Genomic DNA, 13,094 nt, shown 5'->3' on the forward strand with positions numbered 1-13,094 from the left:
AAGATGACGGTATGTTAATCGGGAAAGCGCCGCGCGCAAACGGAAGCGGCGCAGATTGCCGCAGGGCAGCATCGCCCAAATCCGGCCCGGAAAACTCCCTAAAATTTAGGTAATGGCGGAGCGGGGTAATCATTTCGCAAGCAATAAAAGTTACCGAATTGTCAACCTAGTCTGGAGACTTTGAACGTGAGTGAGCAGCAGAGCGAGCCGGTCAGCGGTCAAACCGGCGCCGAAATGGCGGCGAAAAGCGAGCCCGTGATGGCCGCGACCGGTGTCGAAGCTCCCCGGCTTGCGCCCGAGCAGGAAGAGACGTCGCCAAAGGCGGACGCGCCCCGGATGGACGCTCCCAAGGTTGAACCCTCGAAGGTTGAACCGCCCAAGATCGAGCCCAAGATCGAGTCCATGATCGAGCCGAAGGTCGAGGCCAAGGTCGAGCCGACCAATATGGACGTGCCCAGGGTCGCGACCGGCAAGCGGGAAGTGCCGCATTTTCCGGGCAAGCTGATGATCATGGCGCCGGGTGACCGCACCTGGGACCATGAGGCGACGGCATCCAGGCCAGGCGCCGAACAGGCGGCCAAGGCGGCAGGCAAGCCGGCCGGCACGCGCCGGATCGGGGCGATGGCCGCGGTGATCGCTCTGGCGACCGTGGCCGGCGCCATCGGCGGTGCGCTCGCGACCGCGGGGCTCGGCCATCTTGCCGCCCCCGCCGCTGCTTCCGTCAGGGATGTGGCTGCCAAGGACGCCGCCGCCAACAAGGAAGCGGCCGATGCCGCGCTCGCCCGGATCGAATCCGAGGTCGCCGCGCTGAAGGCCAGCGTCGAGCAGACCGCCAAGGCCGGCCAGGCCCAGTTCAGTAAGGCCAGCGACCGGATCGAGAAGGTCGAGAAGGCCCAGGCCGAGCCGATGGCCAAGCTCAACAAGCTCAGCGAGGCGGTCGACAAGCTCCGCGCCGCGCCGCAGACCACCGTCGCCGCGGCGACGCCCGCCCGCGAGGTCACGGGCTCGATCACCCCGGCGACTGCCGCGGCGGCGCCGGCCGCCCCCAGGCCAGAGGTCGGCCGCCTGCCGGTGGTCGACGGCTGGTCGCTGCGCGACGTCGGCAATGGCGGCGCGCTGATCGAGGGCCGCGGCGGCATCTACGAGGTTTACGCCGGCGACCCCGTCCCGGGCCTCGGCCGTGTCGACGCCATCCGCAAGCAGGATGGCCGTTGGGTGGTCGTCACCAGCAAGGGCCTGATCGTTTCGCGCTAGTGTCCTGAATCAAAAGTTCGGCGGACTCCAAATCGACTCGATGATAGCGGACTCTCCTGATTTGGGGAGGATTGGCGATGGGTCGGCGCTTTGCTCCGCTGGAGCTTGATGAGGTGGAACGTGCTGAGTTGACATCGTTGGCGTCGCGTCGAAGCACTGCTCAGGCGTTGGCGCTGCGGGCTCGGATCGTCCTGGCCTGTGCTGAGGGCGAGCAGAGCAAGGTCGTGGCGGCCCGTTTGGCTGTCGATCCCGACACGGTCGGCAAATGGCGGCGGCGGTTCTCCGAGCATCGGCTTGAAGGTCTTTGGGACGAGCCGCGATCGGGGACGCCACGCACGATTGAGGATGCCCGGATCGAGGCGGTGATCGTTCGCACCCTTGAGACCCAGCCTCCCGGGGCCACCCACTGGAGTTCGCGCAGCATGGCGCGGGCCAGCGGGCTGTCAGTCTCAACAGTACAGCGTATATGGCGCGCTTTCGGCTTGCAGCCGCATCGGTTGGAGACCTTCAAGCTCTCAACCGACCCCGACTTTGTCGCCAAGGTTCGCGACATCGTCGGCCTTTACGTAGCTCCGCCCGAGCGCGCCATCGTACTGTGTGTCGATGAGAAGTCGCAAATCCAGGCGCTGGATCGCAGCCAGCCCATGCTGCCCATGCGACCTGGCCAGCCGGCGCGCCGTAGTCACGACTACAAACGCCATGGCGTCACCTCGCTGTTTGCCGCCCTCGACGTCGCAACCGGCCGGGTCATTGGCAAATGCTATGGACGCCATCGTGCCAAAGAGTTCCGCAAGTTTCTCGATGAGATCGAAGCTGCGGTTCCAGACGATCTGGACGTCCACCTCGTCATGGACAATTACGCAACCCACAAGACGCCGTTGATCCGCAACTGGCTGGCAAAGAGGCCGCGCTGGCACGTCCACCTGACGCCAACCAGTTCATCCTGGCTCAATCAGGTCGAACGCTTCTTTGCACTCATCACCGAGCGTAAGATTAGGCGCGGCATCTATCGCAGTGTGGCGGCGCTACGGGCCGAGATTGCCTCCTTCATCGACCATCACAACGCTGACCCAATGCCGTTCCGATGGACCAAATCAGCTGACGACATTCTCGGCTCAATCGAACGCTTCTGCGCTTACAATCTGCCCGCCAAGGCATAAAATGCCATGAACTTTTGGTTCAGGACACTAGAGCATTTTCGGTTCTGACTGAATCAGAACCGAAGCTCCAGCTCGTCGTTTGGACGCGTTTTCTTCACGCGAACCGGGGTCCACTTCGCTCGAAAACGCTATGATCTCCGCAACACGACAACACCAAGGCGCTTCACCACGATGTGAAGCGCCTTTTTTCTTGAATAGGGTTTGCCGCGCGGTGTTAGTGGGGGCATGAGCCGCGCGCTGAAATGCCTTCTGGTGATGTCCGTTCTGCTCTGCGGCGCCGCGCCTGGACGTGCCGCCGAGGATCGCGCGCTCGAGCGCGGCGCGGCGGTTATCGATCCCGCCACCCTGCGCGAGCTCGACCACGGCCGCTTCAGCCTCGGCCGGATGCTCGCCCCAGAGCGTTCCGCCGACACGCCGCTGTCCAACCGCGGTCTGTTCGGGCTCGCCGCGATGGTTCCGGTGCGCGAGGCGCTGGATCGCGAGTTCGATCGCTACGTCGCAAAGCATAAGGCAAGCCTGCCGAATGAGAGCATTGGCGTCGGCGACGGCTTTGCGTTTCAGCTGTTCGATCGCGCGCTGCTTGAATCCCCCGACGTCCGCTTCGTGCTGTCAGGCATCGTCAACCGCATGGACCGCGCCTATGTGGCGCCGAAAGATTGCGGCGAGATCCGGCTGATCTACCGGCTGACCCGTACCGATGTGCCGCCGATCGGCGAGAACGCGGTGTCGCAACGGCTGCCGATGACGCTGAACCTCGTGCTGAAGGCGAAGGGCGACGGCAACGACGCATCGCTCGGCTGCCGCGAAATCGCGCGGCGCTGGCTCGCGACCGGCAGCGCGCCGCCGGCGATAGAGAAGTTGCTCGGCAAGGATGGTCCGCTCGCCCTGATCGATGCGCGCAATATCGATCGTATCGAGACCAATCTGCAGATCGCGCACGCGCCGAAATCCGCGGTGCGCGATTTCCGCACTGACTATCTGCTCAAAGTGTTCGATTATGACGGTGCGGCAAAGCGCTTTGCCGAAGCGCCGCTGGAGAACCAGATCGATCGCGACCGCATTTTGGCGGACGGGGCACTGAGGCGCGACTTCAAGGCGTGGCTGCTTGACCCCAAGCATTTTGCCGAGCTCGATCGCGGCACCTTGCTGATCCCCGATCGCTTCCTCGCGACCGTAGCGGTCGCGCCGACGCCGACCGGTTTCGATGTCAGCGAGCTGGAGCCCGAATTCGGCATGGTGCAGGGCGAGGGCACGGCCGGCAATGCGGTGTTCTCGGATGATGACGTCGTCGGCGCCCTGCAGAAGGCTGCGGCCGACGGAACGAAGCTGCAGAACATCCAGTCGCTGGCCGGCTTCGAGCGGCGCCTCAACGATGTCACCTGCGCGGGCTGCCACCAGACCCGCGGCATCGGCGGCTTCCATTTCCCCGGCGTCGACTGGATGGCGGCAAAGCCGTCGAACTCCACCGTGGTGCCGGCCTCGCCGCATTTCTTCGGCGACCAGCCTCGCCGCCGCGATATCCTTGCAAGCTTCCGCGACGGCAAGGCGCCGGACTTTTCGCGCGGCTTCTCCAACCGGCCGCAGCTGCGCGGCAGCACCGAGCTTGCCGGCACCGAATACAGCGACGGCTGGGGCGCGCATTGCTATCTGCCGGGCGCGAGGCCCGCCGAGAGCGACCGCAGTTTCCGCGGCTGGACCTGCGCCGACGGCCTTGCCTGCCAGGTTGCCGGGAAGGCCTCGCACATCGGCATGTGCTTCGTGAAGGGTCGGTGATTTTCCGCCGGAACCGAAGCGGCTGCGCGTCATTATTTGATGCTACATTCCACGTCGCGACCACGCACCGAACAACCCAGCCTTGAGCGGAGACCAGCCGATGAGTGCTCCCGAGGACGACAAGCAGCGCGACCGCGAAATCGCGGCCAACGAGGCCGAGCGTCAGACGGTCAGCGCCGTCCGCGTCAGCAGCTGGGCGATCGGGCTCGCGGTCATCATCGGCATCATCGTTGTGGCCATCGTCTGGGCCTGGATGAAAAGATAGCTTCCTAGGCGTCGGATGCCTGCGATGGAATGCTCGATGACCTCGTAGCCCGGATGGGGCGAAGCGAAATCCGGGATTGCGTGATCCGATTGCGAGACTTGTCCCGGATTTCGCTTCGCTCCATCCGGGCTACTCACGAAGGTGGTTAGTTCGCTACGCCACAGCGCCCGATGCGCGCAGCTTCTGGATCGTGGCCTCGTCGTAGCCGGCCTGGCGCAGGATTTCGTCGGAATGCTCGCCGACCTCGGGCGGCTTGCGCGGCTGCACCTTCCTCGCGCCGTCGATGAAGATCGGGCTGTTGACGGTCAGCATGGTGTCGTTCTCGAAGCGCACCAGCACCTCGTTCTCGATCATCTGCTTGTCGTTCGGGATGTCGTCGAGGATGCCGACGACGCCGAACACGAGACCGTTGCCGTCGAGGATCTTGCGCCATTCGGCGAGGTCCTTGCCGGCGAACACCTCGTCGAAGATCTTGATCAGCTCGACCGAGCGCGCATGGCGGTCCGCCTTGGTGGCGAAGCGCGGATCGGCGACGAGATCCTCGCGGCCCATGCAGCGCGCCAGCGTCGGCCATTGCCGGTCTTCGTTGAGCAGCGACAGGATCAGCCAGCGGCCGTCCTTGCACTTATAGTGGTTGGTGACCGCGTTCAGCGCCTCCTCGCGCGGCTTGCGCTTCTTGAACTTGGCGCCGGCGAGCTTGGCCTGCGCCAGCACGCCATTGGCCCAGACGCCGTTGGCCATCAGATTGGTCGAGACGTGCGAGCCCTTGCCGGTCTTCTCGCGCTGGAACAGCGCGGTGACGATCGCGCCGTAGAACGCCATCGCGCAGGGGTGATCGCCCATGCCGGCGACGGAACGGGCCGGCGTGGTCTCCTCGTCGGCGCGCACCAGATCCATCAGGCCGGAGCGGGCCCAATAGGCGTTAGAGTCGAAGCCGGGCTTGTTGGCCTCTTCGCCCTTCTCGCCATAGCCGGTGAAGGACGCGTAGATCAGCCGGTCGTTGAGATGGGCAAGATGGTCGTAGGTGATGCCGAGCTTTGCGCGCACCTGCGGCGGCATGTTGGTGATGAACACGTCGGCCTCGGCGACGAGTTTGTACAGCACCTGCTGCGCGTCAGGCTTGGTGAGGTCGAGCGCGAGGCTCTTCTTGTTGCGGGCCTCCAGCATCCACGCGAAATTGTGCTCGCTCGATGGATAGCCGGGCAGATTGGGCAGATTGCGATAGGGATCGCCGGCGCCGGGCGGCTCGATCTTGATGACGTCGGCGCCGAAGTCGGACAGCACGGTGGCGGCCGCGGGCGCCGCGATGAAGCTCGCGCAGTCCAGGACCTTGAGCCCGTCAAAAATGCCTTTTTCCATCGTGCCGTCGCTCCCGTGGCGCTTGTTGGTGTTTTTCCGGTAGCTGGAATTATCGCAAGCAATGATCCCGATCGGACCGCCATTTGACCCATCTGGGGGGCACGATGCAACCAAGTCATTCCGGACCTGGCGCCCATGCACCATGCCGGAATGACATGTCGGTGATGAGTATTACTCCACCCCCGCCATCAGCGCCGCATTGCCGCCCGCGGCGGCGGTGTTGATGGTGATCGTCTGCTCGGTGGCGAAGCGCGCGAGGTAATGCGGGCCGCCGGCCTTGGGGCCGGTGCCGGACAGGCCGCTGCCGCCGAACGGCTGCACGCCGACCACCGCGCCGATCATGTTGCGGTTGACATAGATATTGCCGACCTGGAGGCGGTCGATCACGTGCTCGATCGTGTCGTCGATGCGGGAATGGATGCCGAGCGTCAGCCCGAACCCGGTCGCCTCGATCGCACTCAGCACCTCGCCGAGCTTGTCGGCGCGGTAGCGCACGACGTGCAGGATCGGGCCGAACACCTCTTCCTTCAATTGCCCGGCCGCCGACAGTTCGAAGATGTGCGGCGCGACGAAATTGCCTGATGGCGCCTCGCCGGCGAGATGCACGCGGGCCTCCTGCTTCATTTGCGCGATATGCGCATCGAGCCGCTGCTTGGCGTCGGCATCGATCACCGGTCCGATATGCGTCGACGGTTCGGAGGGATCACCGATCTTCAATTCGCGCGCGGCGCCGGCGATCATCTCGATCATGCGGTCGGCGACGTCGTCCTGCACGAACAGCAGCCGCAGCGCCGAGCAGCGCTGGCCGGCGGAGCGGAACGCCGAGGTCACGACGTCGTCGGCGACCTGCTCGGGCAGCGCGGTGGCGTCGACGATCATGGCATTGATGCCGCCGGTTTCCGCGATCAGCGGCACGATCGCGCCGTCCTTGGCGGCGAGCGTGCGGTTGATCGACCGCGCGACCTCCGTCGAGCCGGTGAAGACGACGCCTGCGATAGTGGGATGCGCCACCAGCGCGGCGCCGACCGCGCCGTCGCCCTGGACCAGATGCAGCGCCGATGGCGGCACCCCGGCCTGATGCAGCAGCGCGACCGCTTCGGCTGCGATGCGCGGCGTCTGCTCGGCCGGCTTTGCGATCACCGCATTGCCGGCCATCAATGCCGCCGTCACCTGGCCGAGGAAGATCGCAAGCGGGAAATTCCACGGCGAGATCACAACGAACGCACCGCGGCCGTGCAGCTCCAGCACGTTGCTTTCGCCGGTCGGACCCGGCATCGTCTCGCCTTCACCGAACAGCTTTTGCCCCAGCGCGGCATAGTAGCGGCAGAAGTCGATCGCCTCGCGCACTTCCGATAGCGCATCATCGAGCGTCTTGCCGCCCTCGCTTTGCAGCAGAGCGAGGAAGTGGGCGCGGCGCTGCTCGAGCAGCTCCGCGGCCTTGTCCAGGATCGCCGCACGTTTTGTGGCCGGCGTGGCGTTCCAGGCCTTGAAGCCGCGGCGCGCCGCGGCAACGGCGGCATTCGCCTGCTCGGTGGTTGATGGCGTGACGGAAGGCGAAGCCTTCCGTTCGGCCGCGATCGCCGACGTCAGCGCGCCGAGCGCCTTGCGTTCGCCGAATTCGATGCCGTGCGAGTTCTCGCGCTGCGGCCAATAAAGCTCGGCCGGCAACGGAATCGCGGAGTGCGACGCCTTGTCGTCGGTGCCGACGATCTCGGCCGGGCGGCGCAGCAGGTCCACGATGGACACGCGATTGTCGGCGGCCAGCGCCACGAAGGACGAGTTGGCGCCGTTCTCGAGCAGCCGCCGCACCAGATAGGCGAGCAGGTCGCGGTGGCTGCCGACCGGCGCATAGGTGCGGTGGGCGATCTCGGGCCTGTCCTCGCCGAGCTGGGCGTAGAGCGCTTCGCCCATGCCGTGCAGCCGCTGGAATTCGAAGCTTGAGGGATCGTCGGCGAGTTCGAGGATGGTTGCGACCGTCAGCGCGTTGTGGGTGGCGAATTGCGGAAACAGCCGAGGCCGCAGCGCCAGCAGCTTTCGCGCGCAGGCGACGTAGTTCAGGTCGGTCATCGCCTTGCGGGAGAACACCGGATAGCCGTCGAGCCCGCGCTCCTGCGCGCGCTTGATCTCGGTGTCCCAATAGGCGCCCTTGACCAGGCGCACCATCATCCTGCGATCCAGCGCACGCGCGAGCGCATCGACATAGTCGATGACGTCGGCGGCGCGCTTCTGATAGGCCTGGATTGCGAGGCCAAAGCCGCTCCAGCCGGCGAGCGAGGGGTCGGCGAACGCGGCGGCGATGACGTCGAGCGACAGCTCCAGCCGGTCGGCCTCCTCGGCATCGACGGTGAAGTTGAGGTCGAACGCCTTGGCGCGGCGCGCGAGATCGATCAGCTGCGGCACCAGCTCGGTCATCACCCGCGCGTGGCTCACCGCCTCGAAGCGCGGATGCAGCGCGGAGAGTTTCACCGAGATGCCGGGCCGGTCGGGCAGGGGTTGATCGCCGGCCGCTTTGCCGATCGCATCGATGGCGCGGGCGTAGGATTCGAAATAGCGATGGGCATCGTCGGCGGCGCGCGCACCCTCGCCGAGCATGTCGAACGAATAGCGCGAGCCGCGCGCCGTGTGCGATTGCGCGCGCGACAGCGCCGCCTCGATGGTCTCGCCGAGCACGAAATGGCTACCCATCAGCCGCATCGCCTGCCGTGTCGCGGCGCGCACCGCCGGCGCACCGAGCCGCTTCGTCAGCCGCCCGATCGTGCCCTGCGGCGTCTCGCCGGGCTGGATCACGCGGGCCGACATGCCGAGCGCCCAGGCCGAGGCGTTGACCAGGAACGCGCTCGATCTGGTCTCGTGGTTGACGAAGTCGCCCTGGCCGAGCTTGTCCTCGATGAACTGGTCGGCGGTGCGCGCGTCCGGGACCCGCAGCAGCGCCTCCGCCAGCACCATCAGCGCCAGCCCTTCCTTGGTTGACAGCGCGAACTCCCGCAGCATGTCCTCGACCCCGCCAAGCGGATCGTCGTTGGCCCGGATTGCCTCGATCAGGCGGGTTGCCGCGTGGTCGATCCGCGCCTCCGCCTCCGCGCCGAGCGTTGCGTCCTGGCGCAGGCGGGCGGCGATGGCGCTGTCGTCTGGCGCATACGGCGCGCTGAACGGGGGCGGGAGCGGCGACGGGTCTGGCATGGCGGTTCCTCGAGATTGTGTGGGAACACGTACGCGCTAGCGAACCGTAGTTCGATAGACAAATTAGCAGATTTGCCTTAGAAAATCAGGATCAATTCGAGAATTGCCGTAGATATGACAGAAATCGACAAGACTGACCGCAAAATCCTCTCGATTCTGCAAGGGGATGGCCGGATTGCCAATGTGGAGCTGGCGGAACGGATCGGCCTGTCGCCGACCTCGGTCGGCGAACGGTTGAAGCGGCTGCAGCGCGACGGCTTCGTCGAGGGCTATGGCGCCCGGCTCAATCCGCACCGGCTCGGGCTTGGTCTGCTGGTGTTTGTCGAGGTGCTGCTCGACAAGACCACGCCCGATGTATTCGAGAAGTTCGCCAGGGCGGTCCAGACCGCGCCGGAAGTGCTCGAGTGTCACATGGTGGCCGGCGGCTTCGACTATCTGGTCAAGGCGCGGGTCGCCAACATGACCGCCTATCGCAGGTTTCTCGGCGAGACCCTGCTGGCGCTGCCGGGCGTGCGCGAAACGCGAACCTACGCGGTGATGGAGGAAGTCAAGCGCGACGCGCCGCTGCCGGTCTGATCCACAGCCATGCGCCGGATGTCTTGGCATCGCGACACGCCCGCGATAATCCTTTGGTCGAGTTGGGGCGGTGGTTCATGAAAGACGCTGATCAGCCGATACGAATGAAGCGGGCCGGATTTGCCGGCGCGCTTGCTGTGCTCATGCTGTCGTTGCCGTCGGCCATGCCGGCCCGCGCGGCCGAGCTCAGCTCCGGCATCCTGCAGCTCTACACCTCGGTCTCGATCTATCCGCCGTCGGCGACGGGGATGACCGTCTGTTACGGCTTCGTCTGCCGGCGTCGCGAGATGCTCGACTTCAGCGCAGCCGACCGGGCGGCCCTGGCCAAGATCATGGCCACGGGCCGCGCCAATGCCGCCGCCGAACGCGCGGCCGTGCAAAAGGCCGTGATCTGGTTCGACCGGCGCATGGGGCCGATCCTCGGCACCGACAAGCGCGTCGCGAAAGCGGATTTCCGCGCCAACGACGACAAACACAATTATGATTGCTGGGACACGACGCGGAACACGACCAGCCTGATGCTGGTGATGCAGGTGTGGAACCTGTTCAGGTTTCATGACGTCGGGGATCCCCACTACCGCGGATTTTCGTTGGCGCAAACGCCGCACAACACCGCCGTTCTCGTCGAGCGCGCGACCAAGGTGGAATGGGCCGTCGATCTCTGGCCCCGCGGCTATTTGCAACCGCCTGATGTCATGACCGTCGCCAAATGGGTGACGGAAGATTGAACGGCTGAGCGTCGCAGCTGCGTTCCGCGCTGTTCCATCCTCATTGATTGCAGGGACTGCGATCTGCGTCATTTGACGCTGGAACTGGACTCCATGGTTCCAAAAAATACATTCAGTCCCCATCACCATAAGAACCAAGTGACGCGTTAACACCGGCAGCATTCGGTCAACCCGAGGCTACCACATGCGTTCACGTTCGATCTGCATTGATGCCGCCAGCGGCGGCGTTCGTTTCCCACAGCTGCTGGCGCTTGCGCTGCTGCTTTGGCCTGTGCTCGCCGGCCCGGCCCGTGCGGGTGATGTCGAGGATTGCAGCGGGCCGCCGACGGACAAGGCCGAGGCGGCGTGCTCGGGCATCATCAACGATACCACACGCTCCACGGAGGACCGCACCAAGGCCTTCACCGGCCGCTCGCGATTTGACATCGCGCGCGGCAAGATCGATCAGGCGCTCAGCGATGCCGATGCGGCGGTGCAGCTGAATGGACAATTCGTGCCGGCGCTGATCGCGCGCGGCTATGTCCAGCAACGCAAGGGTAGCGCGGATCAGGCCCGCGCCGACTTCGATCGCGCGATCGAACTCGAGCCGAAGAACCCGTTCGGCTTCCTGGCGCGCGGCAATCTGCGCGCCGACCAGCACGCCTGGAGCGATGCGATCTCGGATTACGACCAGGCGATCACGTTGCGGCAGGATCTTCCCGCTGCCCGTGTCGGGCGCGCGCGGGCCTATGTCGAAACCGGACAGCCCGATGCGGCGGTGGCCGACGCCAACACCGCGATTGCCGTCAACGCCGGCACGCCGAATGCATTCTACTGGCGGGGTCAGGCCCATCGCCGCAAGGGCGACATGGATAAAGCGATCGAGGATTTCTCGCGTGCGATCGCGCAGGCGCCGCAGGCCGAGCGCAACGCTTATTTCGCCCGTGCCCAGCTCTACAGCGCCAAGGGTGACTATGCCCGCGCGATTGCCGACTTCGACCGGTTGTTGGCGGTGCTTCCCGACAACAAGGAGATCCAGCAGCAGCGCCAGCAGGCGGTCACGATGCAGGCCGAACTCGCCAAGGCAGCAGGCGGCGCCGCGCCGCCGCAGGCCGCACCGGCTCCAGGCGCGCCGCCGGCGCGGCCAGCCGGGCCGGCGGCGGGTAACCAGCAGGTCGAGCAGGCTAAGCAGCTCGTCGCACAGGGCAACTACGCAGGCGCCGTTGCCAATCTCACCCAGGTGCTGGGCGGCGATCCCCGCAACGAGGCTGCGCTGCGCCTGCGTGCACTGGCCTATTCAAAGCTCGGCCGGTCGGCGGACGCGCGCAACGATCTCAATGCCCTGCTCAAGGTCAAGCCGGACGATCCGCAGCTGCTGGCGGCCCGCGCGCTCCATGCCGCCGGCACGCGGCAGTTCGATCAAGCGATGGCCGACGCCGGCCGTGCCATCACGCTCGATCAGAACAATTCGTTGGCCTATCTGGCGCGTGGCCTCGTCAAGGCCGGCACCGGCAAGGTGCAGGACGCGCTCGCCGACTACGATCATTCGATCTCGCTCAATCCCAAGGAGACGCTCGCTTTCACCGAGCGTGGGCTCGCCCATATCGGCCTCAATCAGCTCGACAAGGCGCTCCTGGATTTCGATCAGGCCCTGGCGCTGGTGCCGACCAATCTGATCGCCAAATCGTGGCGCGGCCTCGCGTTGATGCTCAAGGGCCGCGCAGATGAGGGACTGGTCGATATCGACGCTGTGCTGGAGCGAAGCCCGAACAATCCGACGGCACAGCTCGGCCGCGGGCTCGCGATGCTGACTTCCTCCCAGTACGACCGCGCCATCGCCGCCTTCGACCAGATCATCACGCGGGCGCCCAACGATGCTTTCCCGCATGTGCTGCGCGCCCGGGCCTATCTCGGGCTGAAGAAGCCGGATAACGCGATGAAGGATCTCAACTTCATCCTCTCTGCGCGGCCCGATTATCAGCCGGCGCTGACATTGCGCGGCATCACTTGGTCGGCGTTGCGCAACTACGACAAGGCGGTCGAGGATCTCGACCGGGCGATCGCGCAGAAGGAGACGGTTGAGGGCCTGTTCGCCCGCGCCAAGGCGCATGAGGCGCTCAACCATGTCGACAAGGCGACCGAGGACTTCCGCAAGGCCACGCAGCTCACCCCGTCAAGCGTGTTCGACGTGCTGGCGCAGGCCGAGTCGAAGCGCAAGGTTCAGCAGCTGTCGAAGCGGGTGCCGTGCGGCAACGGCCAGAGCGGCACGTGCCTGTGATGCTGCAATGCGCAGCCGCGCTTCCCGGCGCAAAAGGTAGTCGTCGGCGCGCGAGCGGTGGCCGCCGAAATAGTTCAACGCCATATAGTTCAACGCCATGGCGCGCGGGCATCGTGCCCGCCCCGCCGAACGTCACGTTGTCTGGTGTGTGGATCGGCCCCCACTCCCGGATGGCGTCCGAGAGTGCGCCGCCGGATCTGGCGCTGTGACGCTAGACCTTGAGGTTTTCGGCTGACGTCTTGCCGCGATTTGCAATCTCTTCGTATTCAACCGACTGACCTTCGTTGAGGGTCTGAAGGCCAGCCTTCTGAACTGCTGAAATATGAACGAAAATGTCCTTGCCGCCCGATGCGGGCTGGATGAATCCATAACCCTTGGTCGGGTTGAACCACTTCACTGTACCTTTGGGCATTCCAGTCGTCTCCGCGGAATCAATCGAAAACAGACCAGTCGGTCCCCGCAAAAACCGGCTTGTCCGCAACGACAGGATAGCAGTTTGAAAAAAGCTGGGTAGATCAAACGACGGTGTGTTTTTGACCGGA

The 13,094-nt window shown here is 65.3% G+C and carries 10 protein-coding genes; 7 read left to right on the plus strand and 3 right to left on the minus strand.

Going from position 1 to position 13,094, the window contains the following annotated elements:
* The first annotated feature begins 180 nt into the window (after positions 1 to 180).
* From J2R78_RS25415 to J2R78_RS25430, 4 genes are all read left to right on the plus strand, one after another.
* Positions 181 to 1,254, plus strand: coding sequence for a hypothetical protein (locus J2R78_RS25415; protein WP_253607265.1), 1,074 nt, complete (start codon positions 181 to 183; stop codon positions 1,252 to 1,254).
* A gap of 77 nt (positions 1,255 to 1,331) precedes the next feature.
* Complete coding sequence (locus J2R78_RS25420) at positions 1,332 to 2,414, plus strand: IS630 family transposase (protein ID WP_253604297.1); 1,083 nt, start codon at positions 1,332 to 1,334, stop codon at positions 2,412 to 2,414.
* A gap of 225 nt (positions 2,415 to 2,639) precedes the next feature.
* Entirely contained in the window at positions 2,640 to 4,187 is a 1,548-nt protein-coding gene (locus tag J2R78_RS25425) for a hypothetical protein (RefSeq protein WP_253607266.1), read from the plus strand.
* Between the two features lie 100 nt (positions 4,188 to 4,287).
* Entirely contained in the window at positions 4,288 to 4,452 is a 165-nt protein-coding gene (locus J2R78_RS25430; protein WP_253607267.1) for a hypothetical protein, read from the plus strand.
* A gap of 153 nt (positions 4,453 to 4,605) precedes the next feature.
* Here the strand turns inward: J2R78_RS25430 and J2R78_RS25435 are convergent, their stop codons facing one another.
* Positions 4,606 to 5,811, minus strand: coding sequence for a CaiB/BaiF CoA-transferase family protein (locus tag J2R78_RS25435; RefSeq protein WP_057019265.1), 1,206 nt, complete (start codon positions 5,809 to 5,811; stop codon positions 4,606 to 4,608).
* 171 nt (positions 5,812 to 5,982) lie between these two features.
* Positions 5,983 to 8,991, minus strand: coding sequence for a bifunctional proline dehydrogenase/L-glutamate gamma-semialdehyde dehydrogenase PutA (gene putA, locus J2R78_RS25440; RefSeq protein ID WP_253607268.1), 3,009 nt, complete (start codon positions 8,989 to 8,991; stop codon positions 5,983 to 5,985).
* Positions 8,992 to 9,105: 114 nt separating this feature from the next.
* On the opposite strand from putA, the gene J2R78_RS25445 reads away from it, so the two are divergent.
* The 3 genes from J2R78_RS25445 (at position 9,106) to J2R78_RS25455 (ending at position 12,552) form a co-directional block, all read left to right on the plus strand.
* Positions 9,106 to 9,567, plus strand: coding sequence for an Lrp/AsnC ligand binding domain-containing protein (locus J2R78_RS25445; protein WP_038386239.1), 462 nt, complete (start codon positions 9,106 to 9,108; stop codon positions 9,565 to 9,567).
* Positions 9,568 to 9,671: 104 nt separating this feature from the next.
* A complete protein-coding gene (locus tag J2R78_RS25450) occupies positions 9,672 to 10,295 on the plus strand; it encodes a hypothetical protein (RefSeq protein WP_375167136.1) in 624 nt (207 codons plus the stop codon).
* Positions 10,296 to 10,479: 184 nt separating this feature from the next.
* Positions 10,480 to 12,552, plus strand: a complete 2,073-nt coding sequence (locus tag J2R78_RS25455; RefSeq protein WP_253607269.1) for a tetratricopeptide repeat protein — start codon at positions 10,480 to 10,482, stop codon at positions 12,550 to 12,552.
* Positions 12,553 to 12,763: 211 nt separating this feature from the next.
* Here the strand turns inward: J2R78_RS25455 and J2R78_RS25460 are convergent, their stop codons facing one another.
* Complete coding sequence (locus J2R78_RS25460; protein ID WP_057019268.1) at positions 12,764 to 12,964, minus strand: cold-shock protein; 201 nt, start codon at positions 12,962 to 12,964, stop codon at positions 12,764 to 12,766.
* Between the last annotated feature and the right edge of the window lie 130 nt (positions 12,965 to 13,094).

The sequence above is a fragment of the Bradyrhizobium sp. USDA 4538 genome, from assembly GCF_024171045.1.
In the GTDB taxonomy this organism is placed as follows: Bacteria; Pseudomonadota; Alphaproteobacteria; order Rhizobiales; family Xanthobacteraceae; genus Bradyrhizobium; species Bradyrhizobium australafricanum.